Source organism: Actinoplanes sp. NBC_00393 (genome assembly GCF_036053395.1).
GTDB lineage: Bacteria > Actinomycetota > Actinomycetes > Mycobacteriales > Micromonosporaceae > Actinoplanes.
Window position 1 is genome coordinate 2,169,189 of sequence record NZ_CP107942.1, and the last position, 26,409, is coordinate 2,195,597.

Sequence of the window (26,409 nt, forward strand, 5' to 3'; positions counted from 1 at the left end):
AGCGCATCGTGTCAGACCGGCACGCGCCGGGTCAGCCGGCCGCCGGAGCACCGGTAGGCGCCGCCGCCGTGATACGAGACCAGGTAGTACGGCGGCATGTCGTCCAGCGGCATGCCGGCCGGGGCGAACAGGTCCTTGCCGACCGGGACGTAGCGCATCGGCGGCGCGGTGAACGGACCGCCCACGAAACCAGTGAAGATCCGCTCCTGGTCGGCGTCGGCCGGCTCGTAGGTGACCTGCTCCTCGAGTTCACCGTCGACGACCCGCACGTCGATGCGCAGCTGGTGGGAGCGATACGTGCCCGCGTAGGCATCCAGATCCGCGGCGACCGGTGCCAGCGCCGGGTAGTCGGAGCCGCCGGCCAGCTCGAAAAGCAGCTCCTCGTGCAGGGCGAGCGCCCGGGCGTCGTTGCCGTAGGCGGCGAAGACCAGGTCCTGCGACGGGATGACGGCCAGGACCGCGACGCCGGCCGGTGAGGCTCCGGTCATGGTCAGGACGGTCTGGCCGCCGAGCTCGCGGATCAGCCAGCCGAGGCCGACCGGTGAGCTGTCCGGCGTACCCAATCGGTGTTGGATCGTCTGCATCTGCCGGAGTGACTCTTCGGAAAGCAGGCCTTCGCCGCGGCCGAAGGCCAGCAGATCTTCGATGGTGCCGACGGCGGTGCCGCCGGCCGGACCCCAGGTGGCCGGCAGGCGGAACATGCTGGTCGGGCGGACCTCGCCGGTGACCGGGTCGGGGAAGTGCCCGACCGCGAGCGAGGAAGGCGTTTCGGCGAGGACTTCGCGGCGCAGCAGTTCGGGGTACGCAAGACCGGTCACCACCTCGAGCAACCGCCCGGCGACGATCATGCCGCCGTTGGAGTAGCTGACGAACTCGCCGGGCGCGAAGAGTGACCCGCACTCCCGCCCGAGCCGGTCCACGTAGATCTCCAGGGCATCCGGCCCGTCCTCGTCCGGGAAGAACAGGTCGGCATCGATCCCGCTGGTGTGGTCGATGAGGTGCCGGACCCGGACCCCGGCCGGCCGGAACTCCGGCAGATAGTCGCTGACCGGCGCGTCCAGGTCGAGATTGCCCCGCTCGACCTGCTGCATCACCAGCGTCGTCGTCATGATCTTGGTGACGGAGCCGAACAGGAAGCCGGTGTCCTCGCGCATCGGCTCGCCGGTGGCGAGACTCGCGACGCCGTGGGCGATGACGGTCTGCTCGCCGCCGCGGGAGACGCCGGCGAGGAAGCCGGGGATCTGATTGTCGGTGCAGAAGGTGACGATGCGCTCTCTCATGACATCGATGCTCGAACGTTGCCCCTGGGGCAAGGTCAATGCCTCTGCCGGAAAGACGGGAGAATCATGTCGTGCGTGCTGCCCGGCTGATCAACCTCGTCCTGCTGTTGCAGTCGCGCGGCATGATGACCGCCGCGGAACTCTCGGCAGAGCTGGAGGTTTCTGAGCGGACCGTCTATCGCGACGTGCTCGCGCTGTCCGCGGCCGGAGTCCCGGTCTACGCCGAGCAGGGCCGGGCCGGTGGATATCGGCTGGTCGGCGGCTACCGGACCCGGCTGACCGGGCTCAGCCAGGCCGAGGCCGAGGCGTTGTTCCTGGCGGGGTTGCCGGGGCCGGCCCGCGACATGGGTCTGGACGAGCCGGTCCGGGCCGTGAAGCGCAAGGTCCTCGCCGCCCTGCCGCCCGGGTTGCGGGAGGCCTCGGAGCGGGCCGGGCAGCGGTTCCATCTCGATGCGCCGGGCTGGTTCGCCGACTCCGACCCGCCCGAGCATCTGGCCGAACTCGCCCGGGCGGTGTGGCAGGACCGGATCCTCACCATGCGTTACCGGCGGCGGGATGAGGTGACCCGGACGGTCGAACCGTACGGGCTGGTCCTCAAGAACGGCGTCTGGTACCTCGTCGGGAAGGTGGGGGACGATCTGCGGTCGTACCGGGTCGATCGGATCACTTCGGTCGAGCCGACCGGGGACGGGTTCGAGCGGGATCCGTCGTTCGAGCTGCCGCGGTTCTGGGCCGACCGGGCCGCCGAGTTCGTGCGGCAGATGCTGCGGGAGACGATCGAGCTGCGGTTGAGCCCGCACGGCGTACGCATGCTGCGGTTCGTCTTCGAGCCCCCGGCCGTGCAGGAGGCCCTTGAAGCGGCCGGCGAACCGGGTCCGGACGGCTGGGTCCGGACCCGGGTGCCGGTGGAATCGATCGACGTCGCTTACACGTACGTCATGCGGTTGGGCCCGGAGGCTGAAGTGCTGGAGCCGCCCGCCCTGCGTGCCCGGCTCGCCGAGGCCGCGCAGCGCCTGGGTGACCTCTACCGGTAACCGGTGACATCTGCGGGTCTGCCGGGATCCTGCACCTCGACCAGGTATCGCCAGGCGTCCGGTTGGCTGCCGTCGAGGTCGGTGAACCCGTAGATCTTGGCGAGTTCGCCGCTGGAGACCGACTTGCCGTTCCATCGGGCGCGATCGTCATCCGCTGCCAGAGCGGCGACTGCGCGTCCGACGTACGCAGGCGTTTCGGAGATCGCGAAGTGCGGCTCCTTCGCGCAGGCGTCGCGCCAGTTCTCCTCGGTGACGCCGTAGATCTCCAGCATCATCTCCGACCGCAGCCACCCCGGGGTAAGCGCCACCGAGGTCGCGCCGTGCTCGGCCACGTCCTTCGACCAGGCGAACGCCAGCCGGTTCACCGACCATTTGACCAGGTCGTAGAAGGCGGACAGCCGGTAGTTCGTCGCGTTGTACTCGGTCGTGCCGTCACCCATCTCGATCACCAGACCACCCGGCCGGCGGATCAACAGCGGCAGCGCGTAGTGGCTGGTGATGATGTGCGTGTCGATCGCCTGGCGCAGCAGCCGGAAGCCCTGGTCGAGGTCCTGCTCCCAGATCGGCTTGTCCCAGGTGGTCAGCTCGTCACCGCCCCACACGTCGTTGACCAGCACGTCGAGGCGGCCCTGCTCGCTGTCGATGCGCTGGACCAGCGCGGCGACCTGCTCCCGGTCGAGGTGGTCGACGGCCACGCCGATGCCGGTGCCGCCGGCCGCGGTGACCAGCTCGCCGGTTTCCTCGATCGTTTCCGGGCGGCTCGATGCCGAGCGGTTGGCGCGGGTGCTGCGGCCGGTGGCGTACACGGTGGCGCCGGCCGCGCCGAGCTGGATCGCGATCTGCCGCCCGGCGCCGCGGGTCGCCCCGGCCACCAGGGCGACTTTCCCGGTCAGTGGTTTCGTCGTCATGCTTCCGATGCTGGCGGCGAAACCTGACAGATGCTGTCCGGTTTTACATTTGGTCCACCACCGCGACCAGATCCGGGAACACGTCGATCGAGGCGGTCACAAAGCGCGGGTCGAACTCGTCGAGACGCCGCACGCCGCTCTGCAGGCAGGCGACGAAGCGGATCCCCGCACCGCCCGCCGCCAGCGCGTCCCCGGGCGAATCGCCCACATAGACACACTGCTCGGGAGTGAGCCCGGTCTCGGCGAGCAGTTCGTCGAAGGCACGCGGGTCCGGCTTGCGGAACCGGGTGTTGCCCTGGTGGTAGGCGGCGCTGACGCGCCCGGCGAGCACGTGGTCCGGCGCCAGCATGTGCTCCACCTCGACCTGGGCACGGGAGGTCAACAGCAGCACGGTACGCCCGGCAGCGACCAGTTTGTCCAGGGCGTCGAGGTTCTCCGGCGGGATCACGTCCAGCCGGCCGTCGGCCAGATACTCCTGGTGGGCGATCGGGAAGAGCTCGGCGAACCGGTCCAGATCCAGGCCGGGCGAGCGATGCGGCATGGCATCCAGCAGCACCTCACCCCAGGTGGCCAGATGCACGGTACGCGACATCGGCGGCCGGCCCATCCGCGCGAGAACCTCGTTCTCCAGCTCGAACGACGCGGCCTCGGTCAGGCAGAGGGTGTCGTCGACGTCCACGATCACGGCCTGAATCAACGGTCCTCCTGGTTGATGGTGTCGAGGAACTGTTCCATCGCGGTGACCATCCTGCCGAGTGCGGTGATCGTCTCGATCATCGGGCCGGGCCGGAACAGGCCGTGGTTCGCGTTCTCGATCTCCAGGACGTGCGGTGTCAGACGGCGCGCTGCTGTGCCGTCCCAGTATTCATCCGCAGTGCCGCCCACCAGGAGGAACGGGGCTGTGGTTCGGCCCAGGGCGGCGACGATCCACGGCATGGTGAGCAGCGGGGTCAGCCAGACCGCGGGCAGGTCTCGCATCGCTGCCAGCCGGGCGGCGTGGGAGCCGAGGGACTTGCCGATCAGCAAGGGTGTGCCGCCGAGGGTGTCGAGCAACGGGTTGACTTGGTCTTCCACCCAGGCCTCGGCGGTCGGCGCGAAGGGGTCGGTCAGCTTGGCGGGCCACTGATGCCGGTGCACGGTTGCGCCGCGGCGTTCCGGGACTGCTGCGGCGTACATCAGCATCCCGGCTGCCGGCCCGAACTTTCCTCCCGGAAGGACCACCACATCGGCCATCTCAAAAGTGTCGTACCCCGGCGGTAGGTTTCGCTCGACTCTTTCATCGGGGGGTGTTATGTATCGGCAGGGTGATGTGCTGATCGTGGCGGTGGGCGAGGTGCCGGCCTGTGCGCCGGTGCCACGGGATCGACGCGGGCGGATGGTGCTGGCCCGGGGCGAGGCGACCGGGCATGCTCACGTGATCGGCGGCCCAGGTTTGCAGTTGCTGGCCGACCTCGACGATCCATCCCTGATGTTCGTCGACGTTCCGGAGTATGGGCGGGTCACCCACGAGGAGCACGGTCCGATCTCGCTGCCGGCCGGGAAGTACCGGGTGGTGCGGCAGCGTGAGTACATTCCGGGCGCGTTCCGCCCGGTGGCGGACTGAGCGATGCGCCTCACCCACGCCCAGGAGGCGATGGCTGCCGCGATCGAGGATCAGTGGCTGGCCTCCGCATTGGAGACCGGGCCGGCGTCACGCGAGGCTGCAGAACGAGGGGTACGGGAGGCGTACGCGCTGGCCGGCGTCCCCGGGCCATCGCGGGTGTTCTGGTTCGGCTCGCCACGCGCCAGTGCGGCCGCGATGGCGTTCCTTTCGGGGGCGCCGGCCCCTGACGCTGACGCGCCGGCCTGGTTCGCCGAGGCTTATTCGTCGTTGCGTGCCCAGGGCTGGACGCCAGGGGAGACCGGCGGCCGTTCGCTGCGGCGCCTCGTCCGGACCGAGCCGTGGGCCGCCGCCCGGTCGGCGGCGGCCGCAGCGCTCGGGCCGGAGGGCTGGGCGCAGCTCGGTTCGGCTGCCGGGCGGCGTTCTTGGGAGCTGGCGATGGACCGGGTGGCGGGCCGTCTCCGGCTGCGCCTCGGCGAGGACTTGTCGCCGTCGCCGTCGGTGTCGTCCTCGGCGTCAGCGTCGCCGTCGTTGTCCTTTGCGTCGCTGCCGTTGGTCCGCTCGCAGCTGCTTGACGCGATCTACGGCCAGTACGACGCCGCCTGGCTGGCGACCTTCGCGGCCGCCGACCGGTTGTGCCCGGAGGCCGGGCTGATGACCCGACTCGCCGGGCTGGCCACGGTGGCCCATAACGCCGGCTGGTGGTGGGCTACCTCGCGGTTCGCGGTGCTGACCGAGCGCCCGGTCACGCTGACCCGCGACAACGTCGGCCGTCTGCACTGCGGCGACGGCCCGGCCCTCGCCTTCCCCGACGGTTACGGCCTGTGGGCCTGGCGGGGCATGCCGATTCCGCCGTCGCTGGCAGCTTCGCTGCCGTCCCTGACCGTCGGCGAGATCCGGGCGGAGAAGAACGCCGAGATCCGCCGGGTGATGCTGGAACACTTCGGCTACGACCGCTACCTGCGCGAGTCCGGAGCCCGCCGGCTCCACACCGACGCCACCGGCGTCCTGTGGCACCTGGACCTGCCCGGCGACGAGCCCTTGGCGATGGTCGAGGTGGTGAACGCGACCCCGGAGCCCGACGGGACGAGCCGCGTCTACTGGCTGCGGGTCCCACCATCGACGCGGACCGCCCGCGAGGGCGTGGCCTGGACCTTCGGCCTCACCGCCGAGGAATACCACCCGCTGATCCAGACCTGACCTACGCTGCAGTAGGGCAGCGTGCCGTCTGGTTCCGGCTGCCGCCCGGCTCGTCGTGGCACACTCGGCGTGAGCCTTTCTGTTCATCTGCGGAGCGTGTGGAATGGGAGTGCTGCGGCATCTCGCCGGGCGGGTGTGGCTGTACCCGCACGATCCGGACCCAGCACGGGTGCAGGGCTGTGTGGCCGTGATCGCCGACGACGGTGGCAGCATTCTGGTGGACGCCGGCCAGAGCCCGGCGATGGCACGCGCGGTGCGTGCGGCCATCGCGGAGGCCGGTTTACCGGCTCCACGCCGGCTCGTCTACACACACCACCATTGGGATCATGTCTGGGGCGCCTGCGCCTGGCCCGAAGTGGAGGTCATCGGTCACCGCTCCGGCGCTCGGATCCTGCGGGCCGAGGCCGGTAGGCCGTGGAGCGAGTCGTATGTACGGGACCTCGCTGCCGCCAACCCGCGCATGGGCCCGAGCTGCACCGCGAGAGCGGCCGCGATGGCCGGCGACTGGGACCTGTTCTCCGTGGTGGTGCCGCACACCGAGTTCGACAGCGGCCTCACCCTGCCTGGCGGCGTCGAGGTCCGCCACGTCGGCGGCGGCCATGCGGAGGACTCCACGGTGGTGGCGGACCCGAAGTCCGGGGTGCTGCTGTTGGGGGACTGCTTCTACCCACCGCCTCTGCACCTGCGCGAGCCCGGCGACGGCATGGACATGGCCTTGATCCGGCGGTTGCTCGCCGAGTATCCGCCCGGCCGGTATGACTGGTACGCCGACAGCCACGACGACCCCAAGCCGAGCGCGGCTCTCAAGGATTTCGAGTAGCGACCGCGAGGGCCTTCCCTGGTTCCGGTGCGGGGGGTGTGTGCAGGGTTGCACCTTCCGTAGCGGCATGTGGTCCAGTGGACCTACGTCCCGATCACCTGAGGGAAGGTCCCATGTTCATGCGTTCGTCTTTCATGCCACCTCGCCAGGTCAAGATCGGTGACGCTGCGGCCTTCGTCGGTGTCACGCCACGGGCGATTCGCCACTACCACGAGATCGGCCTGCTCCCCGAGCCTGAGCGAGGCGGTGATGGCCGCCGCCGGTACGCGTACGAGGACATGATCCGCCTGCTGTGGATTCGCAAGATGGCCGATGCCGGGATCGCTCTGGACGACATCCGTGACGCCTTCACCACCGGCATGGCGATCGGCGACCGGACCGGGACGACGGCGCCGGCTTCCGCGGGTGCGGACAGCGGAGACGACATCGCGGGCATTTTGGAGCGGTTGGAGGATACCCTCGCCGAGCAGGAGGCGGAATTGCGGCGGCAACGGACCGCGGTGCAGCGGATGCGCACCGAAGGCAGCCGGATGGGCCTGCTCTCCGACTTCGTCACCGAACGCCTCAAGGACCTGCCCGAAGGCTCCTTGCGGCAGGCGGACCTGGACACTCTGCTGGTCACCGAGCGGATCTTCGGCCCGCTCGGCGCGGCTGTCCAGGCCACCCGGTTCATCGTCCTGGCCACGCATCCCACTCTGCGCGAGGATTCCGACCGCATCGATGCCGCCGAGGAGGCCCTCGATGACAGCGTCGCCGTCGACGATCCTCGGGTGGCTCAAGTGGCTGTCGAGCGGCACGCCTTCGAAAGCGCCCTGCACGCCGTCATCGAGGAGTCCGGCCTGGACCAGGACGACGATGCCCTCTTCGACGCCTGGGACACTTTGCACCCCGCTCCCGCCGATGACGAGGCCGCCCTCCGCTCTGGCCGACGGGAGGCCGGCTCCATGAGCGCGGTTGAAGCCATCGGCAAGATGCCCTACGACTTCTCCCCAGCCCGCCTGCGCTGTATGGAACTGGCCGAAGAGCTCTCCGCCCAAGACTCACCCGCTACCTGAAACACGGCCCAGGGGTGGCTGGTCACCACGAGTTACCCGGCGGCTCCGGCCGGGTACCGAAACCGCGCGGAACATTGGGTTGACCAGACACCTTTCGCGGTTAGGGTCCGGCTGCGGTCGGTGGAGAGACCTGTGCCGGTGAGGTAGCCGTCGATCAGGCCGGTGCGGTATTGCGAGCGTTTAAGGCGGTTCTTCATGGAGGCGGCCCGGCCAGCGGGACGGAAGCGGCCAAGTCTCACCGCGCCGAGGCCGGGACTGCCGGGGCCAAGGCAGGGGCAGGGGCAGGGGCAGGGATGAGCGTCTAAGAACCGGCCTTCGCTGTCACCCGGCGGGCAGGTACGGCGACCCTCGGTGAAATAGGGGTTCTCGAACGCCGGCACACCCGTTGCGGGTGTTGGTACACCCGCTGTGGGTGTGGCCGTTCGTCCGGAAGGTTTCCCGCCGCAGAGCGCCGGCCGCTGCCCCGCGCCGCCGCTGCCTGCGGGCACGGTGTTCCGCCAGCCGGGGCGGTCCGGCTGACATCGAAGGGGAGGGCAGGCTGGTGCGCGCCTGCACCGCGACCCGGCCGGCCCACCCGGCACATCTCTCGCGATCGAGGCAAGCGGCAGACGGCCGTCGACTCCGGACCGACGGCGAGACCCCGACGCCGAAAGCGCTCGAGCTGCGCCGTGAACGGATCGGGGCGTTCGCGGCAACTTTGCAGGCCCGCCTCCAGGCAGGCCCGCCTCCAGGCAGGCCCGCCTCCAGGCAGGCCCGCCTCCAGGCAGGCCCGCCTCCAGGCAGGCCCGCCTCAAGTAGGCCGACGGTCACAGCCGGGCCGGTAGCGGCTCTTGGCGAGCGACGGCTCGCTGAATGGCCGGTGGCGGTGGTCTGCCGTGGTACCCGCCTTCTCGACTACCGGGCGGGCGCTTCTGCGACGTCCGGCAGCGCCGGGTGCACGGCGTCGAGAGGCCAGACGGCGGGAATGCGTTCTAGTAGGCCGTCGGCGTACACGTCTCGCAGTTTCAAGGGCTTGAGGTGCACGTAGCCGATGTGGCAATCGCAGAGTGAGTTGGTGCAGGCGCGCGGCCGTAAGGCCGCCCGCCAGGTGCCGTCGTAGAGGTTGCCGATCGGGGTGGGGATGAAATGGCAGCGGCGGACGGTGCCGTCGCCTAGCACCGAGATGGCAGTCTCGCCGGCGTGGCATGCCTGGCCGAGGGAGGCGTGCGGGCGGACGCTGTCGCCGAAGCGGGGGTCGAGGACGGTCCAGCGACGTTCCTCGTCGGCGGTGTAGACGTGGCCGTCGGCGGCGTTGATCCACAGGTAGACGTGGGCGGGCAGCGCGGCGCGCAGGGCGATCGCCTCGGCATAGTGCTCCGGCAGGCCGACGACGCCTACGGAGTAGCGGATGCCCAGGTCGTCGAGGGAGCGGCAGCGGGCCAGGAAGCGTTCGCGGGTCACCTGGCCGGGATGGAAGGTGGCCCACAGCGCGGCCACCTGTGGATTGGCGTCGGCCAGCCAGGTGGTGCGCGCGGCCAGGTTGGTCTGGATGGCTACCCGGTCGACGTGCGGTAGGTGGGAGAGGCGGATGATCGCGTCGCGGTACCAGGAGCGGGTCAGGCCTTCGCCCCACGGGGTGAACAGCACGGACAGCCGCCGGTCGGTGGTCGCGGCGACCCAGCCGGTGAAGCGGAGCAGGTCGGCGCGGTCGGCGCGCAGCAGGTCCGGTGGGTCGACGCGCTTGGCGAACGGGCAATACGGACAGTCGTAGTTGCAGCTTGCGAGCGGGCCTCGGTAGAGGATGTATAAATCGCTCATCGCAGACCACCTGCGCAGGCTCGGCGGTAAGGGCTGCGGCGGCATGCACGCCGGTCGGAGGGCGTGCCCGGGATGAAGTCGGAGCCGGTGGGAGCGCTGGGCGTGGAATGCCTGGTCATCGCGGTACGTACGCTCCCATCGCCTCGCGGACCGGGCCGGAGACCAGCCACGGGCCGATGGCGTCGGAGTGGGCCAGGCCGTCGGCGGTGAGTGTGGTGCGCGCGGGATTGAGCCAACCGCGGTCGGTCAGCGCGGGCAGCTGCGGGAAGTCGTCGGTGTGGTGGGTGCCGAAGCGGGCCTGGTAGGCGGCCGCGTCGATGCCCTCCGCGCGCAGCAGGGACTTGAGCAGCCAGCGGCGGCGCTGCTCGATCTCGTCCAGGTGGAAGCCGATCTCGGCGTAGCGGAAGTCGTCGGCGGGGCGTGCCAGGTAGTCGTCGATCACGGCGCGGACCTCGGAGACCGCCACCGCGTAGTCGAACGAGTAGTGCAGGTCCGTCGTGTAGGAACGGGCACCGCAGCCGAGACCCACCATGCCGTCGTCCTGGCAGCAGTAATCCGGGCCGTCGGGGGCCGGTGCGCCGGCCCGGCGGAACTGGCGCATCGAGTGCTGGACGTAGCCGGCGGCGGTGAGCACCTCGACGGCCTGCCGGTACAGCTGCTGTCGCTGCCGGTCCCAGTCGGCTCGGCCGTGGGCGCGGCGGCCGAGGCCGGTCAGCGGGCGAACATACAGCGGGTAGAGGTAGAGCTCCTCGGGCTCCCAGCGCAGGGCCTCGCTCAAGGAGTGTTGCCACGTCTGCGCGGTCTGGCCGTCGATGCCGTAGATCAAATCGATGTTGAGCACCGGGATGCGGGCGGTGCGGATCGCCTCCAGGGCCTGCTGGACTTCGGGCAGGCGTTGTGGCCGGCCGGCGGCGTGGGCCTCGGCGTCGAGGAAGCTCTGCACGCCGATGCTGACCCGGGTCGTGCCGTGTGTGGCGAGCACAGCCAGACGGTCGGGAGTGGCGGTGGCCGGTGAGGTCTCGACCGACAGTGGGACGGCGAGGGTGCCGAAGGTGTCGGCGACGATGTCGAACAGTTCCTCGAGCTCGGCGGCGGTCAGGTAAGTCGGTGTGCCGCCGCCGATCGCCAGCCGGGAGAACGTGGCGGCGGGGGAGAGGCTGTCCCGGACAGCCACGGCCTGCCGGCGGAGCTGAGCAAGGTACGCACTGACCTGCTCGGCGGGTGGGTTGGCGCGGGTGAACAGGTTGCAGAAACCGCAGCGCATCTCGCAGAACGGCAGGTGCACGTAACCGAACAGGGCGTCCTGCTTCTCGGCGGCCCAGACGTCGGTCAGCGCGGGCCGGGGCTCCAGTTTCCGGTAGGCCGTCTTGTGCGGGTAGGCATACAGATAGCCCTGGTAGGGCGAGCCGTCGAGGGTCACGGCCGCACCCCCGGAGCGAGGACGAAATCGGCGTACGGAACGGTCCAGACGGCCTCGTGGGCGACCCGGTGGCCGACGTGCCCGTCCTCGCCGTAGAGGGTGCCGTGATCCGAGCAGATGATCACCTGGCAGGGGCGGCCCCGACCGGTGACCAGGGCGAACAGGCGGCCGAGCAGCCCGTCGACATACTCCAGGGCGGCCGCGTGGCTGGTCAGGTCGTCGGTGTCGGCGCCGGGCAGGTAGTGCCGGTTCGGCTGGTGCAGGGCGGCGACGTTGACGAACGTGAACAGCGGCGTCTCCGGCGGCAACCCGCCGATGATGGTCTCCAGGCGGTCGAGCTGGTTGCCGAAGCAGTCCGGCGCGGTCACCCCGAACTCGGGCGCCCAGTGCGCCTCGGTGAACAGGCCCGGCAGCACCCGGCCCAGCGGCGCACCCGGGTTGAAGAAGCCGACGCCGCCCAGGCAGACCGTGTGATAGCCGTCGGCGGCCAGCCCGGTGGGCAGGTCGGGAGCGTCGAACACGTACGTTCCCGGGCCGCTCGACTCGCTGCCGGCGAACCGGGCCGCGAACAGGCGCTCGTGCGGGCCGGGCGTCACCGGGGTCGGCAGGAACCCGGCGAAGAACGCATGGTGCGCCGCGTAGGTGAAGCTGGCCGGCGTGTGCCGCCGCTGCCACACGCCGCCGGGCAGCACCCGGGCCAGCTGCGGGGTCCGCCCCCGGGCCAGGCTCTCGGCCGCGACGTCATGCCGCAGCGTGTCCAGGGTGACGAAGAGCAGGTCGTGGCTGCCGATCCGGTCACGCACTCGGCACCCAGCCGCCGGTCAGGGCCGCGACCTGCGCGCCATACGTATCCAGGCCGTCGGCGAGCACGCCGGGCAGCAGGTCGCCGAACGCGTTCACCTCGGCCACCGCATGATCGCGCCAGCCGGACCGGAACATGAGATCAACACCGACATGCAGGGTACGCCCGAAGCACCCCGCAACCCGTTCACAGGTGTCCATCGCCGCCTGCCAGGCCTGCTCCCCGGCGGCCGCCCGCACCGCCGCCACGTCGCCGCGGGCGTTGCCGAGGTGCAGGTTCGTCATCGGTGACTGCCCGGCCCGCACCACGACGTGCCGAGCCCTGCCGCCGATCACCACCACTCGCAGGTCCAGGGTCCGGCCGCCGAGCCCGGCCTTCGAATACCACCGCTCGACGTGCAACCCGTCCGGCCCGAGCCGGTCGACGATCGCCGCGATCGTGGCCTCGTCGTCGTAGCGGCGCACCCGGAGGCTGTTGAACAGCCGCCCGTCGTGCAGCTCCACCGAGGTGGTCGCCGCGATCCGCCGCGCGCTGACGGCGAGGGCCAGCACACCCGAGGCGGAGGAGCCGTAGGCGGGCTTGACGAAAACGCGGCTCCAGCCGGTGTCGCGCATCGCCGCTCGCAGGGACTCGTAGTCGTGAACCGGTCCCAGCGCTGGTGGCACCGGAATGCCGGCCGCGCTGAGCACCGCGTGGCATCGCCGCTTGTCGGTCATCGTCAGGACGTCGCCGGGCTGATTGAGCAGGTCGCCGCCGCCTGCGGTGATCCGGTCGAGGGCATGCCGCAGACCGGCGAAGGCAGCGGCCGACCCGACGATCTCACCGTGCTCAGCCGGCCGGGCCGGGCGGCCGCTGCCCAGCTCGCGCAACAGGCGGTCCACCTCGGCGTCCTCCCCGGGCGAGTCGATCCGCACGCTCACGCCCGGACCGGGCACGCTCCCGCACGCCAGCACGTCGCGCCAGGCGTAGACGTCGGGCGCGGTCGGACCGGGCACGCGACCGCCGGCCAGCACGTCACGCCACGCGTAGACGTCGGGTGGGGGCAGGCCGGCCCGGACGACGGCCGCGGTGAACAGGGTGACTCGGCGGTTGTCCGGGTTGCCGACGACGGCGAGGCGGCGCATCACTCGGCGACCGCTGTGTAGCGGCCCCACTCCTCTTCCTTCTGTGGGTCCGACACGTCGACGGTGACGCCGGGCAGCTCGTCGACCAGGCGCTGGGAGAGCTCCGGGTCGAGGAAGTGGTGGCTCAGGTCGAGCCGGCTGAGGTGGGTGAGCGGCTGCCCGGTCAGCAGCGCCTCGGCGCCGGCTGCGCTCAGCGCGCCCATCGAGAGGTCCAGCTCGGTGAGGCGGGCGACGATCGGGGCGGCGGCGACGGCCGCGGCGACCTCGTCGGCGATCTCGGCGTTGCGCAGGCCGAGGCGGGTGAGTGCGGGCAGCGACCGGCCGGCCAGGATCGGGGCCAGGTCGTCGGCGCGGGCGTCCCCACCGTATTGATCGACGCCCAGCCAGAGCTCGAGGTGGGTCAGGTTGGGCAGATCGCTGGCGCCGACGGCGCGGACGACGTCGGCGGGCAGGCCGCCGGACTGCAGGACGAGCTCCCGCAGGCCGTCGTGGCGCATCGGGGTCAGCGCGAGGCTTTCCGCGCCGCGCACCCACAGTTGCTCCAGCGCCGGGAAGGCGGTCAGCACCGGCGTGATGTCGCCCTGCTGGATCCAGGAGATCTCGCACTGCTCGTAGGTCATCTCGCCGATGAACAGCGCCCGCAGCGCGCCGAGGCGCCCGGCGTGCTGCACGAGCAGGTCGACGGGGAAGGCCCGCTCGTAGGCCGAGCCCCACTCACCGATGATCAGCGCGGTCGGCCCGGCCGGCCCGGTGCGCTCCAGCAGCTTGTCGAAGGCGGCGACGAACTCGTCCTCGTCGGCCTCGAAATCCTCCAGCTCGAGCCGCCAGGTGACCGCGGCCGGGTCGGCCGGCGGATCCTCGGCATCCCAGGCCACAACGGGCATGCCGGCGAAGGACTGCAGATGGTCGTTGATGGTCACCGGACGGACTCCCTTGGCCGCTGAGCTCTCACTCCCGAACAGTGCCGAGACGTTAGCAACCCCCACCGACACTTTCGCGAGCCGCGTAAGAGGAGCCGCACTGAGCGAAGGGCGAGGCAGCGGCGGGCGTGAAAGCAGGAGCCGTGAAGGTGGAGGTGTGGTGGATCAATCGGTGCCGGCGCCGAAACCCGGGCGGCCCGGAGACCACTGCGGCTGCAGGTGGACCGCCCGCCGGGACATACCCCGCTGTTCGACCAGGTGGCGCTGGATCAGCCGGCAGGTGTCACTCTCGCCGGCCACGTAGGCGGCCCCACGCCCGGCCGGCAGCGACAGCTCCTGGACCGCACGCAGCAGCACCCGGGAGGCGACCGCTGAAGCACCACCCCTATGCACCCAGGGCAGCGCTGACAGACCGGGAAAGCCCGGCACCTCGTCCTGCGGCCCCGCAGCTTCGAAGACACCCAGAACCGGCGAGGTTGCGCCACGCCGCATGGCCAGCAACGGTACGGCCCCCGTCTCATCGCCCACGAACAGATGGAACGCCGCCGTCTCGTCCAGCGTGATCTTGCTGCGCGGCTGCTCGACCGTGACCCGGTCACCGACGGCGATCTCGCGGGCCCACACGCAGCCCGGCCCGCCCGCGTCGTGCAGCAGGACCCGCAGCGTCAGGGACGCCTCCCGCGGCGAGTGCCGCCAGACCGAGTAGACCCGCCGGGCCTGTGGGAGCCGGACGACCAGGTGCGCACCAGGCCGGATCCGCAGCCGCGGCAGATCAGGACCGGTCAGCGTGATCTCGCGCATGTGCGGGGTGACGTCCGCAACCGACCGCACCCGGACGGGCAGTGGATCGCGGCGAGGATAGGGCACCCGGCGAGAATAACGGCGCCATTCCGCTTATGGCGTCCGTATCGATGACCGCCTAACATGGCCGGGTCATCACTGGGGTGCATAGTGGATCGGGGCGCGGGTGAGCAGCAATCAGGACGAAATCCATGTCCGATTGCTGACGGATTCATTACAACCATTGGGTGCCGGTCTTCTCTACAACCGGCATTTCGTGCTGACCGCCAACCATTGCGTGCGCCGCGTCGACCGGGTCCTGGTGGAGTACGGCGAGGTCCGCGTGCCCGGCGTGGTGCGGGAGCGGGTGGTCGACCACGACACCGCGCTGATCCAGTTGCTCGACCCGGTGGAGTTGATCGCCCCGTGGCGCCCGCTCGACACGTGTCTCGGCGGCGACGGCTGGTACACCAGTTATCGTCCGACCACGAAGGACCCGGTGTTGAGCGGCCGGGTCGACGAACCGTCGGTGGAATACAAATGTGAGAACGGCGGCACCGTCATCGCCGCCCAGTTGATCACTACGCAGACCGTCGGCGATTATGCGGGCTATTCAGGCAGTCCGGTGGCCCGGGATCGGCCCGGCGCACCCGCCACCATGATCGGCATGCTCATCGAGCAGTATCCGGACCGGCAGAATCCGGATCGGGCATCCAACGTCCTGTTCGCCACCACACTGCAGCCGACGCTGCGGCAGTTCTCGCTGATCGGTCCGGAGAATTCGATCGTCGAGCTGCAGTACATCCCGCGCCAACGCGAGCCGGTGGCGCGGGAGAAAAAGGCGTCGGAGCTGCTGGACGCCGGCGAGGAATATCTGCAGCGGATCCAGGAATGGGCCGCCCGCGGCCTGTTGCCGATCGAGGAGATCCCCGCGTTGCAGGCCATGGTGGCCCGGCAGGTCATCGAGAAGGGGCTGTCGTGATCCCGGCTCTCGAGGCGATGCTGGCGGTGTCCGAGCGTGCCACCCGTCAGCGGTTCGCGCTGGCCGACGACGACGAGATCCTTCAGCCCGCGGTCAGCCGTGAGCAGGTCGCCGGCCTGGTCGAGGCGGCTCTTTCCGCGGTCCGGGCCGGCGAGGCCGCGCACATGTCCCCGCCGGACGCGGTGCGGGCCTGCTATCTGTCCGGCGTGCTCAACGGTCTGGGCCTGCAGCGCAATGCCCGGCAGTTGCTGGAGAACTGCGCGAGTTTCGCCGCCGACCAGATCTGCCGCGCCCATTACAAGAACACGCTGGGGATGCTGCTCACCCAGGACGGCGAGCTGGTCGAGGCCGGCGAGATCTTCCGGGACGCGCTGATCGATGTCGGTTCGGCGGACACCCGGCTGGCCGCCGCGATCGCCGCCAACCTGGCGGCGGTGTCGCAGCTGACCGGCAGGTTCGACCAGGTGGCGCGGTGGACGCGGTTCGCGCTGAACTCCGGGGACGTGGAGACCCGGCTGGCCGCGACGTCGGTGCGGATGGCCGTCGCGGCCCTGAACGACGACCCTTTCTCCGCGCCGGACATCGAGCTGGCGATGGCGTACCTGGCCACCACCGCATTTGCCGAGCAAACCGCTACGGTCGAGCAGGCGCGGATCGTCGCTCAGGCCGGGTTCGTGGCGTTCCAGGGCTGCCGGTTGCGCGCGGACGTGGACGGGATGCGGTCCGCCGCCGGCTCCTTGCAGCAGGCGGCCCAGCTCATCTCGGCGCGTTCCGGCGCGCTGACCGACGAGTCGCTCACCTTGCACGCTTTGTCGGCGAATTGCGAGCTCGACATCGCGCGTCTGGAACGCTCGGTGCCGAGCATCGACAATGCGACGGAAATGCTCACGGCCTGCGCCGAGGGTTTCGAGAACGTCTATGGAAAATCACATTCCAAGGCTCTGATCGTACGCGCGAACGAAGCGCTGGCCATCGCCGAGAGCGCCCGGCTGCGGGGTGCGGTCGCGGAGATAAGGGCGGGTTCGTCCCGGCTGGCCACGCTGGGCGCCCGGCTGAACCAGGTGCTCGGGCAGGCCCATCCGGCGTGCATCACGGTCGCCTCGAACATCGCCGCCGTCGAGCTCGACCTGGCCCGCGCCGACCAGTCGCCGGAGGCGGTGCACCGGGCGTCCGAGCTGTTCGAGCGGGCCCGCGACATCTCCGCCGAGCACCTCGGCGACAACCATCCGATGACGATCGTCATCCGCCGCCAGCTGAAGACGTGCCGCGAACTGACCGACGGCCGGCCCGGGGAGACGTTCGGATCGGGTGGCGTCGCGATTCTGGCCCCGCCGATGAACTGGGGTGGGCTCGGCACCGGGCCGGATGGTCTGCAGGGCGAATATCTGACCGTCGGCGATGCCGCCAAACGCAGCCGCAACGGGCGCGCGCTGCCACCGGAGATGCACACGCCCTCGGCGCTGCGGGAACTCGAGAACGCCATGCTGCGCGCACTGGAGACGCCGGGCCACGCCACTCTCGCCGCCCGCAGCGACGTGGCCTATTGGACCGGCCACGCGGGCCGCCGGGTCGAGGCGCTGCGCATGTTCGAGGAGATTCTCGAGGAGCAGCGGACGGTTCGCGGTGACGACGACCCGGAAACGCTGACGACCGCGAGCAATGTGGCGTACTGGCAGGGCCGCACCGGTGATCTGACCGGAGCGATCGAGCGCTACCGGGCCGTTCTCGACGCCCGGGTCGCCGCGCTCGGGCAGGAGCATCCGGACACTCTGCGGGTCTTTCACAACATGGCGATCTTCTATGCCGCCGCCGGCGATCGGGAACCGGCGACGACCATCATGCGATATGTCGTGGAGGCCCGGCGACTGGTTCTGGGAGCGGACCACCGGGACACGCACAACAGTCTTCGCCGGCTGGCCGAATGGTCCGCCGGGTAATTGCTCAAGCCCGGCGCCCGCGCTGCGGCCCGGACCCGGCTGATGGTCGCGCGGTAGCCGATGGACCTCTGGTAGTTCGTACCCCGAATGGTTTTAGGCCGTTGCTTTTTCTGCTGCGGTCTCCCGTGCTGCCGCCGCGCCCGCGGCGATCTGAAGAAGTCCGAGGACGGCCAGCATGACCAGGCTGGCCTGCCAGGCGCCGGTGCGTTCGGCGAGGAAGCCGGCGGCGATCGGGCCGGCCGCGGCGAGCAGGTAGCCGAGCGACTGGGCCATTCCGGACAGCCGGGTGGTCTCGGCCTGGGTGCGGCCGCCGAGGCTGATCAGGGTGAGCGCGGTGACCAGGGCGGCGCCCTGTCCGACGCCGGCGATGCCCGCCCACAGAATCGCGAGTTGCGGGGCGGCGAGCAGGCCGAGGACCGCGACGAGGGTGGGGATGCTGGCGGCGATCGCGCCGGCGGCCCGGCGGTTCGGGTGGCGCAGCAGGATCGGGATGGCCAGCCCGCCGGCGATGCCCATGCCCTGGAAGACGAACAGGTGCAGGCCGGCGGTGCGTTCCGAGACACCGCCGGCGATCTCGATCGTCGGCAGCCAGGTGACCAGGACGTAGAAGCAGGTGGACTGCAGGCCCATGAAAGCGGTGATCAGCCAGGCGCGGGGTTGCCGCCAGACGCTGACCGGTACGTCGTCACCGACCGGTGCCGGGGCGGGCAGTTCGGCGGGGATGCGGGCGCGCGGTGACCAGACCGCGGCGACGATCAGCGCCAGCACCGACCAGATGGCCAGGGCCAGCCGCCAGTCGACCGCGTCGGAGATCGGCACCGCGACGGCCGAGGCGATCGAGGCGCCGATGGTGATGAACGCCGTGTAGACGCCGGTGGCGCGGGAGACGTTGGTGGCGTAGTCGCGTTTGACGATCGCCGGGACCAGCACGTTGCCGACCGCGATCGCGCAGCCGATCACCAGCGTGCCGAGCCACAGGCCGGCGTCGCCGGTGTAGGAGCGGACGACGCCGCCGGCCGCCAGCACGAGCAGGGCGCCGAGCACCGCACGTTCGGCGCCGAAGCGGCCGGAGACCCGGTGCACCTGGGGCGAGACCAGCGCGAACGCCAGCAGCGGCAGGGCGCCGAGCAGACCCTGGGCGGCCTCGCCGAGATGCTCGTCGGCGCTGATCTGCGGCAGCAGCGGACCGACCGTGGTGATGGCCGGGCGCAGGCAGAGCGCGACGAGGAAGATGGTGGCGGCGATCATGGGAGTAATTGTTTGCACCCGGGACGCTCGGCCAGCAAGCTACCGGCATGGAACCGCCGGAAATGATCAATGCTGGTGAGCTCGTCCTGAAGCGCTGGGAGCCGGAGTGGGCCGACGAGGCCGCCGCCGCTGTCCGCGATTCGTTGCCCGAGCTCAAGCCGTTCCTGCCGTGGGCCGTCGACGGCTACGACACCGCCGCCGCGCGCACCTTCATCGACCTGTCGGTGGAGAACTGGGCGAAGGGCACCGAGTTCAACTACGCCATCTTCACCGCGGTCGGTGACCTCATCGGCGCGATCGGCCTGATGACCCGGGTCGGGCCGGGCGCCCTGGAGATCGGATACTGGATCCGGACGCCGTGGGCCGGCCGGGGCCACATGACCGCGGCGGTGCGGGTGCTGACCCGCGTGGCGCTCACACTGCCCGGCATCGAGCGGGTGGTGATCCGGCACGACGCGGCCAATCCGGGGTCGGCCGCGGTGGCGGCCAAGGCGGGCTTCGTGGAGATCGGCCGGGAGACCAGCGACCCGGCCGTGCACGCCGGGACCGGCAGCAACGTCATCCGGGAATTCCGCCCCTGACTTGTACGAATTGACCCCTCACTTGGATGGCCGGCCCGGAGTCGCGTGATGAACGCCGCATTGACGCCAGGCGCATTGATCTAAACATGGGTTGAGGTTCTACGGTGGCATCCGACCTGTCGAAGATCTTGGCTCCGGCCGGACTCTTAGCGCGAGTGAGGGAAAGCACCATGGACCGCCCCCTTCGGGTTGCCGTCATCGGAGCCGGCCCGGCCGGCATCTACGCTGCCGACCACCTCATCAAATCGTCGGAAACGGTCACCGTTGACATCTTCGACAAACTGCCCACCCCGTACGGCCTGATCCGGTACGGCGTCGCCCCGGACCACCCGCGGATCAAGGAGATCGTCACCGCGCTGTTCCGGATCCTGGACAACCCGCGGATCCGGTTCATCGGCAACGTCGCGTACGGCGTGGACGTCAAGCCGGAGGAGCTGAGCCGCTTCTACGACGCGACGATCATCTCGACCGGCGCCGAGAAGGACCGCGCCCTGGACATTCCCGGCATCGACCTGCAGGGCAGCTACGGCGCCGCGGACTTCGCCTCCTGGTACAACGGCCACCCGGACGTGTCCCGTGAGTGGCCGCTGGAGGCCCGCGAGGTCGCCGTCATCGGCGCCGGCAACGTCGCCGTCGACGTCGCCCGGATCCTCGCCAAGACCGCCGACGAGCTGCTGGTCACCGAGATCCCGGACAACGTCTACCAGGCGCTGAAGGCCAGCCCGGTCACCGACGTGCACGTGTTCTCCCGGCGCGGCCCGGCGCAGGTCAAGTTCACCCCGCAGGAGCTGCGCGAACTCGACCACTCGCCGAACGTCGAGGTGATCGTGCACCCGGAGGGCATCGAGTTCGACGAGGGCAGCCTCGAGGCGATGCGCAAGACCCGGCACGTCAAGATGTGCGTGGACATCCTGCAGAACTGGGCGGTCCGCGACCCCCGGGACCGGCCGCGCCGCCTGCACCTGTACTTCCTGCAGGCCCCCGTCGAGGTGCTCGGCGAGGACGGCAAGGTGGTCGGGCTGCGGACCGAGACGCAGGAGCTCACCGGCGACGGCTGGGTGCGCGGCACCGGCGAGTTCACCGACTGGCCGGTGCAGGCCGTGTACCGGGCTGTCGGCTACCTCAGCACCGCCCTGCCCGACCTGCCGTTCGACACCAAGACCGGCACGATCCCGCACGATGCGGGCCGGATCCTCGACCTCGACGGCGAGCACATCCCCGGCATGTACGTGGCCGGCTGGATCAAGCGCGGCCCGGTCGGCCTGATCGGCCACACCAAGGGCTGCTCCGGCGAGACGGTCGGCAGCCTGATGGCCGACCTCGAGAAGCTGCCGGCCGCCGCGCAGCCCGACCCGGACGAGGTCGTCACGTACCTGTCGCAGCGTGGCCTGCAGCTCACCACCTGGGCGGGCTGGCAGAAGCTGGACAGCCACGAGATCGCGCTCGGCGAGCCGCACGGCCGCAAGCGGATCAAGGTGGTCGCCCGCGACGAGATGACCACCATCTCCACCAGCTGATCCTGCCGGCGGCGCCTTCCTGGAGATCAGGAGGGCGCCGCTCCCAGGTACGCCAGAGCGGCCAGAACCCGCCGGTTGGTGGTCGGATCGGCGTCCAGCCCGAGCTTCGCGAACACCTCGCCGATGTGGGTCTCCACGGTGCGCTGCGTGATGTGCAGCGCGGCGGCGATGCCCTCGTTGGACCGGCCCTCGGCGAGGTTGGCCAGGACAGCCCGTTCCCGGGAGGTCAGCCGGGTCAGCCGGTCGGTGGCCGGCCGCGGGCGGGCCATCAGCCGGGCGATGATCGTCGGGTCGATGACGCACTCGCCGTCGGCGACCCGGCGCAGCGCGTCCAGCACCGTGGCGATGTCGAAGACACGTTCCTTGAGCAGATAGCCGATGCCGCCGGGGTACGACTGGAGCAGCTGCAGGGCGTAGCGGCTCTCGACGTACTGGGAGAGCAGCAGCACCGCGGTCCTCGGATACCGCTCGCGGATCTCGGCGGCGGCGGTCAGACCTTCGTCGCGGAAGGTCGGGGGCATCCGGATGTCGGTCACCGCCACGTCCGGGTCGGTGGTGGCGACGGCGGCGAGCAGGGTCGGCTGGTCGGTCGCCTCGCCGGCGACGTCGATGCCGGCGTCCTGGAGGAGCCGGACGATGCCGGCTCTGGTCAGCAGGACGTCCTCGGCTACTACTACGCGCACGGTAGGCGTACCTCGATCCGGTCTGCTTCGCGGTTGAGGTCGCCGCCGAGCGCCCCGATGTGGTCCAGCAGCAGGGCCAGGTCGTGGCAGCCGTGTCCGGCCCTGGTCCTCCAGCCGGGCGAGGGCGGCGGCGAGTCCGAGACTCTCCAGGACGCCCGGGTAGATGCCGTGGGCGGTCTCGCGTACCTCCCGGCCGGCGGTGGTGGCGTCCTCGATCGCCGGCGTGATCAGCGGGGCGAGGTCCGGATCCAGCTCGCGGGCCCGGCGCAACGCTTGGGCCAGCATGAGAAGTCGCTGCTGGGCGCCGTCGTGCAGGTCCCGTTCCAGGGCACGCCGTTCCGCGTCGGCGCGTTCGACCAGGCGGGTCCGGCTCTCGCGCAGCTCGGCCAGCTGGGTGTGCAGCTCCGCCTGCAGCCGCTCGTTGTCGACCAGCAGGCCGGCCGCGGGACCGAGCCCGGCGGCGAGTTGCAGGGCATCCTCGGGCCGGTGCCGGATCTCGGCGACCGCGGTGCCGTTGCGGGCCAGCCGGGTCGTGGCGCGGTGGCTCCTGCTGGGCAGCTGGCGTCCCTCTGCGGACACCAGGCCGGGGCCGACCACGTACGCCACCGTCAGCGCCGGGTCGTGCAGCGTCCTGGCCAGATAGCGGGCCAGGGCGCCCGGCTCCGGGACGGCGTCGAGGATGGCCGCGACCCGCCGCAGCTCCCGGTGCCGGGCGTGCCGCCGGGACGCCTCGGCGAGCACGAACGCGCCGGCTGCGGCGATGGCCGCCGCATGCAGGAGATAACGGGCAATCGGGTACGCCTGACCCAGCCGCAATATCGACGCGGCGGCGAGGAACAGGCACATCAGTGCGGCCGGCACGGAACGGCGGCGCAGCACCGCCCCGAGCAGGCACAGCGCAGCGGACAGGCCCAGCGCGACATCCAGGAGCAACCGGGCCCGCCCGGCATCGGCGGCGAACGCGAAGGGCTGGGTGCCGCAACCGATCCGGCATTCGATGTCGGCGAACGGCGACCACGACAGCATCCACCCGATCGCCAGCAGAGCCAGGACCGCGGTCGCCGTCCCGACGATGCGACGCAGGCCCGGCGATCCGGTCCAGGCGGGCCACCGGCCCGTGCTGCAGGCGCACCTCCAAAGCGGCCCGCTCAGACTCGTCGACGGTGTGCAGCCGCCGCCGGCTGTGGTCGACCTCGGTGATACTCGCGAGCAGGCCGTTCGTGAGGCGGGTGTTGGCCCGGACCAGGCGGTCCGCGGCGGCGACCGCGTCCCGGTAGGCGTCGTCGCCGGCCACGTCCGGCTCGGCGGTGGCCAGCCGGGTGAGCGCGTCCGCCGGGCCGAGCTCGACGACGAGGTCGGTGAGATCCGAGCGGTCCGGCACGGTCCGGTGCCCGGCCAGGAAAGCCACGGCGACGGCGACGAGCGCTGCTTCGGCCCCGATCCGTACGGCCTGCGCGTACTCAGGTCCGAGGATCAGCTGAGCTGTCGCGATGCCGGTCAGGACTCCGCCGGTGAACAGCGCGGCCACCTGCCGGGGACGCCACGCGACGATCATGGTCGCGGCGCCGAGCAGCAGGCCGGCGACCTGGCTTCCGGTCGGCCAGGGAATGAGGCTGGTCACGTACCCGGCGGTGACTACCAGCCGGCGCGGGGTGCCCTCGACGCGTCCCCGGGGCGTCGCTAGGGCGGCGTGCACGAGAACGCCCCGGGACAGCAGCCCGGGGATCGCCAGGACGTTCGGGGCCAGCCAGACGGCGCCGACCGCGCCGACCAGCAGACCCTGGCGCCGGTCGCGGTCGCGTCCGGCGATCCCGAGGCCCGCGGCGAGAAAGGCCAGGCCGACGGCGAGATCCGGCAGCCAGGCCCCAGGCTCGGAGACCGGCCAGCGGACGAACACCGTGGCCGCGGCCAGCGCGCAGACGGACACGAACAGCAGGACCCGCATTGTTCCTCCCGTCCTGCGACCGTCTGCCTGCCCCTCGGCCAGGGCAATCACCCGAATGGGTGGGAACCAACCCCGCCTTGATCACGACTACTACGCGTGTCCCTTCCTGATCTGACCACCTATGTCCCGCACCGGTCGACGCCCGAGGCGGACTTCGAAGGCACCGCGGTGCCCGGCCTGCGCGCAGATTTCTACCGCCGTCCCGACGGCGACCGGATCGCGTCGGTGGGCTGCTACTCCTATGCCGGCCGCGAGCTGCTGATGGCCTGGGGTTACGTCGACGAGAAGCACTGCCGCCGGCACGCCGTGCGCGACCCGGAACGCGGCTGGCAGCCGGTCGTCGAAGGGTGCCCCGACGTGCGGTTCGTCCGGGCCGAGGACGGGCCGGTGATCGGTCTGGAGCTGCGTACCCCGTCCGGCGACTGGCTGAAGTGTCAGACCCCGCTGGCATGATGGCCGCCATGGTGACCTTCGAGCGGGTGGCGCCGGTGATCCCGGTGCGCGATCTGGATGCGGCGCTCCAGCGATATCAGCGTCTCGGTTTCGCGGTGCGCGCCTACGACGGCGGCGAGCGGTATGGTTTCGCCGACCGCGACGGGGTCTCGCTGCACCTGACCGAGTGGGCCGAGCACGACCCAGCCAGCACAGCATCAAGCGTTTATCTGTACGTGTCGGATGCCGACGCCGTGCAGAGGGAATGGTCCGGGGTGGACAGCCGCGTCGGCGAGCCCCGCGACACCCCGTGGGGTTTACGCGAGTTCGCGTATGTGGATCCCGACGGCACGCTGCACCGGGTGGGCTCCCCACTGTCGTGAGTTTCCTGGCGGTCACCGCAGTCCCGGCCGCCGCTGTCGAGGGCGGCCCGACACCAACAACGACGTCCGGCGCGAGCAGTTCGTGAAGCTTGCCAACGGTGTGGCGCTGGTTCTGACGTGCTGAACGCGGGGCCCGCAGACCCGTACCGATCTGCGGGCCCCGGTGTTCAGCCGCGCAGGCGGCGGTAGGCGCGTGCCGACAGCGGGGCGAAGATCGCCACGAGCAGCAGCGGCCAGGCGATGGCGAGCCAGACCGCGTGGTCGGCCAGGACGCCCTCGGTGATGCCGGTCGGGTTGCCGAACAGGCCGCGGGCCGCGGTCGCGGTGGCCGACAGCGGGTTCCAGGCGGCGATCGCGCCGAGCCAGTCCGGCATGGTCTCGGCGGAGACGATCGCGGTGGACAGGAAGCCGATCGGCCAGACCAGCACCTGCACGGCCGTGGTGGCGCCTTCGCCGCGGAAGCTGAGCCCGAGGAAGATGCCGATCCACAGCACGGCAAACCGCAGGAGCAGCAGCAACAGTACGGCGAGCACGGCCGAAGCCGGATCGGAGGTGATCCGCCAGCCGATCAGCAGACCGCCGACGATCAGCACGAGCAGTTCGACCGCCGAGTTGGCCATGTCGGCGCCGACCCGGCCGAGGGCTACCGACGCGCTGCCGATCGGCATCGAACGGAACCGGTCGGTGATGCCCTTGCGGGCGTCGTTCGCCATCGCGGTGGCGGTCGACTCGACGCCGAACATCATGCTCAGCGCCATCATGCCGGGCAGCAGGAAGGTGATGTAGTCGCCGCCGCCCGGGATGCTGATCGCGCCGCCGAACAGGAAGCCGAAGACCAGCAGCAGCATCACCGAGAAGAGCAGGTTGAAGATCGGGCCCCAGGGTTCGCGGGCCCAGTGGGCCAGCTCCCGCTGGGTGATGATCCAGCCGGCACGCAGGGTGGTCATCGGGCGGCCTCCTTGTCGGTCCGGGTGGTCATCGGGTGGCCTCCTTGTCGGTCCGGGTGGTCATCGGGCGGCCTCCTTGTCGGTCAGGGTGAGGAAGACCTCGTCGAGGGTGGGGCGGCGCAACAGCAGGTCCTCCGGGGTGACGGCCAGGTCGTCCAGGGCGCGGACCACCCCGGCCAGGGCGCCCACGCCGACCGGCAGCTCGAAGGTGACGCTGCGGGTCTCGTCCTCGATGACGCCGGGTTCCCCGACCGCGGTGGAGAGGCGCTCGGCGACGTGGTGCAGGTCGTCGCGCAGGCCGATCGTGACGGTGACGCGGTCGCCGCCGATGCGGCGTTTGAGGGCTTCGGGCGTACCGTTGGCAATGATCTTGCCGTGGTTCATCACCGAGATCTCCGAGGCGAGTTGGTCGGCTTCGTCGAGATACTGCGTGGTGAGCAGCACTGTCGTGCCGCGGGCAGCGGTCTCCCGGATGGTGGCCCAGACCTCGTTGCGGGCGCGGGGGTCGAGACCGGTGGTCGGTTCGTCGAGGAAGAGCAGGGCCGGGGTGGGGATCAGCCCGGCGGCGATGTCGAGTCGGCGGCGCATGCCGCCGCTGTAGGTGGAGACCGCCCGTCCGGCGGCCTCGGTGAGACCGAAGACGTCGAGCAGCTGGTCGGCGCGTTCCTGCGCCTCAGCCTTGCCGAGACCGTAGAGCCGGGCGAACATCACCAGGTTCTGCCGGCCGCCGAGGACCTCGTCGACCGCCGCGTTCTGCCCGATCAGGCCGATGCTGCGCCGGACCTGGGCAGCCTGCGTACGCACGTCGAAGCCGGCCACGCTGCCCCGGCCGCCGTCGAGATCGATGAGAGTGGCCAGGGCCTTGACCGCGGTGGTCTTGCCGGCGCCGTTCGGACCGAGCAGTCCGTGGATGACGCCGGCCGGGATTTCCAGATCGAAGCCGTCGAGGGCGTTCAGGTCGCCGTACCTCTTGCGCAGCCCCTCAGCTACCAGGGTGTTCACGGCCACTCCTAA

General features: G+C 70.8%; 26 protein-coding genes. 12 read left to right on the forward strand and 14 right to left on the reverse strand.

What is annotated here, in order from left to right:
• Positions 1-11: 11 nt before the first annotated feature.
• A complete protein-coding gene (locus OHA21_RS09865; protein WP_328472428.1) occupies positions 12-1,280 on the reverse strand; it encodes a serine hydrolase domain-containing protein in 1,269 nt (422 codons plus the stop codon).
• Positions 1,281-1,318: 38 nt separating this feature from the next.
• Here OHA21_RS09865 and OHA21_RS09870 point away from each other — a divergent pair, with 38 nt between their 5' ends.
• Positions 1,319-2,314, forward strand: a complete 996-nt coding sequence (locus OHA21_RS09870; protein ID WP_328472430.1) for a helix-turn-helix transcriptional regulator — start codon at positions 1,319-1,321, stop codon at positions 2,312-2,314.
• Here the strand turns inward: OHA21_RS09870 and OHA21_RS09875 are convergent.
• From OHA21_RS09875 to OHA21_RS09885, 3 genes are read right to left on the reverse strand one after another with little or no spacing between them, the layout of a single operon-like run.
• Positions 2,305-3,222 carry an SDR family oxidoreductase gene (locus OHA21_RS09875; protein ID WP_328472432.1) on the reverse strand — a complete coding sequence of 306 codons (918 nt, stop codon included), beginning with the start codon at positions 3,220-3,222 and terminating at the stop codon, positions 2,305-2,307. The genes OHA21_RS09870 and OHA21_RS09875 overlap by 10 nt on opposite strands.
• 43 nt (positions 3,223-3,265) lie before the next feature.
• Positions 3,266-3,919 carry an HAD family hydrolase gene (locus OHA21_RS09880; RefSeq protein ID WP_328472434.1) on the reverse strand — a complete coding sequence of 218 codons (654 nt, stop codon included), beginning with the start codon at positions 3,917-3,919 and terminating at the stop codon, positions 3,266-3,268.
• Positions 3,916-4,455, reverse strand: coding sequence for an alpha/beta hydrolase (locus OHA21_RS09885; protein ID WP_328472436.1), 540 nt, complete (start codon positions 4,453-4,455; stop codon positions 3,916-3,918). Before OHA21_RS09885 ends, OHA21_RS09880 begins: the two co-directional genes overlap by 4 nt.
• Positions 4,456-4,513: 58 nt before the next feature.
• Between OHA21_RS09885 and OHA21_RS09890 the strand changes: the two genes are divergently transcribed.
• The 4 genes from OHA21_RS09890 (at position 4,514) to OHA21_RS09905 (ending at position 7,897) form a co-directional block, all read left to right on the forward strand.
• Complete coding sequence (locus OHA21_RS09890; RefSeq protein ID WP_328472438.1) at positions 4,514-4,825, forward strand: hypothetical protein; 312 nt, start codon at positions 4,514-4,516, stop codon at positions 4,823-4,825.
• A gap of 3 nt (positions 4,826-4,828) precedes the next feature.
• Positions 4,829-6,022 carry a DUF6745 domain-containing protein gene (locus tag OHA21_RS09895; protein ID WP_328472440.1) on the forward strand — a complete coding sequence of 398 codons (1,194 nt, stop codon included), beginning with the start codon at positions 4,829-4,831 and terminating at the stop codon, positions 6,020-6,022.
• Between the two features lie 103 nt (positions 6,023-6,125).
• On the forward strand, positions 6,126-6,842 hold the full coding sequence (locus OHA21_RS09900; protein WP_328472442.1) for an MBL fold metallo-hydrolase: 717 nt from the start codon (positions 6,126-6,128) through the stop codon (positions 6,840-6,842).
• Between the two features lie 119 nt (positions 6,843-6,961).
• Positions 6,962-7,897, forward strand: coding sequence for a MerR family transcriptional regulator (locus tag OHA21_RS09905; protein ID WP_328472444.1), 936 nt, complete (start codon positions 6,962-6,964; stop codon positions 7,895-7,897).
• An 894-nt stretch (positions 7,898-8,791) separates the two neighbouring features.
• Here the strand turns inward: OHA21_RS09905 and OHA21_RS09910 are convergent.
• The 6 genes from OHA21_RS09910 to OHA21_RS09935 all read right to left on the reverse strand — a co-directional run bounded on the left by OHA21_RS09910 (position 8,792) and on the right by OHA21_RS09935 (position 14,827).
• A complete protein-coding gene (locus tag OHA21_RS09910) occupies positions 8,792-9,694 on the reverse strand; it encodes an STM4011 family radical SAM protein (RefSeq protein ID WP_328472446.1) in 903 nt (300 codons plus the stop codon).
• Positions 9,695-9,809: 115 nt separating this feature from the next.
• Positions 9,810-11,114 carry an STM4012 family radical SAM protein gene (locus tag OHA21_RS09915; RefSeq protein WP_328472448.1) on the reverse strand — a complete coding sequence of 435 codons (1,305 nt, stop codon included), beginning with the start codon at positions 11,112-11,114 and terminating at the stop codon, positions 9,810-9,812.
• Complete coding sequence (locus tag OHA21_RS09920; RefSeq protein ID WP_328472450.1) at positions 11,111-11,917, reverse strand: STM4013/SEN3800 family hydrolase; 807 nt, start codon at positions 11,915-11,917, stop codon at positions 11,111-11,113. The genes OHA21_RS09915 and OHA21_RS09920 overlap by 4 nt, the downstream gene beginning before the upstream one ends.
• Positions 11,910-13,040 carry an STM4014 family protein gene (locus OHA21_RS09925; protein ID WP_328472452.1) on the reverse strand — a complete coding sequence of 377 codons (1,131 nt, stop codon included), beginning with the start codon at positions 13,038-13,040 and terminating at the stop codon, positions 11,910-11,912. The genes OHA21_RS09920 and OHA21_RS09925 overlap by 8 nt, the downstream gene beginning before the upstream one ends.
• Positions 13,040-13,960 carry an STM4015 family protein gene (locus tag OHA21_RS09930; protein ID WP_328472454.1) on the reverse strand — a complete coding sequence of 307 codons (921 nt, stop codon included), beginning with the start codon at positions 13,958-13,960 and terminating at the stop codon, positions 13,040-13,042. Before OHA21_RS09930 ends, OHA21_RS09925 begins: the two co-directional genes overlap by 1 nt.
• A 165-nt stretch (positions 13,961-14,125) precedes the next feature.
• The gene (locus tag OHA21_RS09935) at positions 14,126-14,827 is read right to left on the reverse strand and encodes a siderophore-interacting protein (RefSeq protein WP_328472456.1); all 702 of its coding nucleotides are present in this window, start codon (positions 14,825-14,827) and stop codon (positions 14,126-14,128) included.
• Between the two features lie 100 nt (positions 14,828-14,927).
• Here OHA21_RS09935 and OHA21_RS09940 point away from each other — a divergent pair, with 100 nt between their 5' ends.
• Entirely contained in the window at positions 14,928-15,722 is a 795-nt protein-coding gene (locus OHA21_RS09940) for a trypsin-like peptidase domain-containing protein (RefSeq protein ID WP_328472458.1), read from the forward strand.
• Entirely contained in the window at positions 15,719-17,659 is a 1,941-nt protein-coding gene (locus OHA21_RS09945) for a tetratricopeptide repeat protein (protein WP_328472460.1), read from the forward strand. The genes OHA21_RS09940 and OHA21_RS09945 overlap by 4 nt, the downstream gene beginning before the upstream one ends.
• Before the next feature lie 93 nt (positions 17,660-17,752).
• On the opposite strand, the gene OHA21_RS09950 is transcribed toward OHA21_RS09945, so the two are convergent.
• A complete protein-coding gene (locus OHA21_RS09950) occupies positions 17,753-18,907 on the reverse strand; it encodes an MFS transporter (RefSeq protein WP_328472462.1) in 1,155 nt (384 codons plus the stop codon).
• A 47-nt stretch (positions 18,908-18,954) separates the two neighbouring features.
• Between OHA21_RS09950 and OHA21_RS09955 the strand changes: the two genes are divergently transcribed.
• Together OHA21_RS09955 and OHA21_RS09960 are read left to right on the forward strand one after the other, a co-directional pair.
• Positions 18,955-19,488: a GNAT family N-acetyltransferase gene (locus OHA21_RS09955; protein WP_328472464.1), complete on the forward strand. Its 534-nt coding sequence runs from the start codon at positions 18,955-18,957 to the stop codon at positions 19,486-19,488.
• 170 nt (positions 19,489-19,658) lie between these two features.
• Entirely contained in the window at positions 19,659-21,005 is a 1,347-nt protein-coding gene (locus OHA21_RS09960; protein ID WP_328472466.1) for an FAD-dependent oxidoreductase, read from the forward strand.
• A 26-nt stretch (positions 21,006-21,031) separates the two neighbouring features.
• On the opposite strand, the gene OHA21_RS52690 is transcribed toward OHA21_RS09960, so the two are convergent.
• Positions 21,032-22,714, reverse strand: coding sequence for a LuxR C-terminal-related transcriptional regulator (locus tag OHA21_RS52690; RefSeq protein ID WP_442875085.1), 1,683 nt, complete (start codon positions 22,712-22,714; stop codon positions 21,032-21,034).
• A gap of 46 nt (positions 22,715-22,760) precedes the next feature.
• Here OHA21_RS52690 and OHA21_RS09975 point away from each other — a divergent pair, with 46 nt between their 5' ends.
• The 3 genes from OHA21_RS09975 to OHA21_RS09985 all read left to right on the forward strand — a co-directional run bounded on the left by OHA21_RS09975 (position 22,761) and on the right by OHA21_RS09985 (position 24,448).
• The gene (locus OHA21_RS09975; protein WP_328472468.1) at positions 22,761-23,372 is read left to right on the forward strand and encodes a hypothetical protein; all 612 of its coding nucleotides are present in this window, start codon (positions 22,761-22,763) and stop codon (positions 23,370-23,372) included.
• A gap of 357 nt (positions 23,373-23,729) precedes the next feature.
• The gene (locus tag OHA21_RS09980) at positions 23,730-24,086 is read left to right on the forward strand and encodes a hypothetical protein (protein ID WP_328472470.1); all 357 of its coding nucleotides are present in this window, start codon (positions 23,730-23,732) and stop codon (positions 24,084-24,086) included.
• Between the two features lie 8 nt (positions 24,087-24,094).
• Complete coding sequence (locus OHA21_RS09985) at positions 24,095-24,448, forward strand: bleomycin resistance protein (RefSeq protein ID WP_328472472.1); 354 nt, start codon at positions 24,095-24,097, stop codon at positions 24,446-24,448.
• Between the two features lie 167 nt (positions 24,449-24,615).
• Here OHA21_RS09985 and OHA21_RS09990 read toward each other — a convergent pair whose 3' ends face one another.
• On the reverse strand, positions 24,616-25,395 hold the full coding sequence (locus tag OHA21_RS09990) for an ABC transporter permease (RefSeq protein WP_328472474.1): 780 nt from the start codon (positions 25,393-25,395) through the stop codon (positions 24,616-24,618).
• A 60-nt stretch (positions 25,396-25,455) separates the two neighbouring features.
• Positions 25,456-26,397: an ATP-binding cassette domain-containing protein gene (locus OHA21_RS09995; RefSeq protein WP_328472476.1), complete on the reverse strand. Its 942-nt coding sequence runs from the start codon at positions 26,395-26,397 to the stop codon at positions 25,456-25,458.
• Positions 26,398-26,409 lie beyond the last annotated feature (12 nt).

What these genes read in the sequence shown, in the direction of transcription:
- OHA21_RS09865 (WP_328472428.1), bottom strand. Translation starts at nt 1,280, where the DNA reads ATGAGAGAGCGCATCGTCACCTTCTGCACCGACAATCAGATCCCCGGC.
- OHA21_RS09870 (WP_328472430.1), top strand. Translation starts at nt 1,319, where the DNA reads ATGCCTCTGCCGGAAAGACGGGAGAATCATGTCGTGCGTGCTGCCCGG.
- OHA21_RS09875 (WP_328472432.1), bottom strand. Translation starts at nt 3,222, where the DNA reads ATGACGACGAAACCACTGACCGGGAAAGTCGCCCTGGTGGCCGGGGCG.
- OHA21_RS09885 (WP_328472436.1), bottom strand. Translation starts at nt 4,455, where the DNA reads ATGGCCGATGTGGTGGTCCTTCCGGGAGGAAAGTTCGGGCCGGCAGCC.
- OHA21_RS09890 (WP_328472438.1), top strand. Translation starts at nt 4,514, where the DNA reads ATGTATCGGCAGGGTGATGTGCTGATCGTGGCGGTGGGCGAGGTGCCG.
- OHA21_RS09895 (WP_328472440.1), top strand. Translation starts at nt 4,829, where the DNA reads ATGCGCCTCACCCACGCCCAGGAGGCGATGGCTGCCGCGATCGAGGAT.
- OHA21_RS09900 (WP_328472442.1), top strand. Translation starts at nt 6,126, where the DNA reads ATGGGAGTGCTGCGGCATCTCGCCGGGCGGGTGTGGCTGTACCCGCAC.
- OHA21_RS09905 (WP_328472444.1), top strand. Translation starts at nt 6,962, where the DNA reads ATGCGTTCGTCTTTCATGCCACCTCGCCAGGTCAAGATCGGTGACGCT.
- OHA21_RS09910 (WP_328472446.1), bottom strand. Translation starts at nt 9,694, where the DNA reads ATGAGCGATTTATACATCCTCTACCGAGGCCCGCTCGCAAGCTGCAAC.
- OHA21_RS09925 (WP_328472452.1), bottom strand. Translation starts at nt 13,040, where the DNA reads ATGCGCCGCCTCGCCGTCGTCGGCAACCCGGACAACCGCCGAGTCACC.
- OHA21_RS09950 (WP_328472462.1), bottom strand. Translation starts at nt 18,907, where the DNA reads ATGATCGCCGCCACCATCTTCCTCGTCGCGCTCTGCCTGCGCCCGGCC.
- OHA21_RS09955 (WP_328472464.1), top strand. Translation starts at nt 18,955, where the DNA reads ATGGAACCGCCGGAAATGATCAATGCTGGTGAGCTCGTCCTGAAGCGC.
- OHA21_RS09960 (WP_328472466.1), top strand. Translation starts at nt 19,659, where the DNA reads ATGGACCGCCCCCTTCGGGTTGCCGTCATCGGAGCCGGCCCGGCCGGC.
- OHA21_RS52690 (WP_442875085.1), bottom strand. Translation starts at nt 22,714, where the DNA reads ATGCTGTCGTGGTCGCCGTTCGCCGACATCGAATGCCGGATCGGTTGC.
- OHA21_RS09975 (WP_328472468.1), top strand. Translation starts at nt 22,761, where the DNA reads ATGCGACGCAGGCCCGGCGATCCGGTCCAGGCGGGCCACCGGCCCGTG.
- OHA21_RS09985 (WP_328472472.1), top strand. Translation starts at nt 24,095, where the DNA reads ATGGTGACCTTCGAGCGGGTGGCGCCGGTGATCCCGGTGCGCGATCTG.
- OHA21_RS09990 (WP_328472474.1), bottom strand. Translation starts at nt 25,395, where the DNA reads ATGACCACCCTGCGTGCCGGCTGGATCATCACCCAGCGGGAGCTGGCC.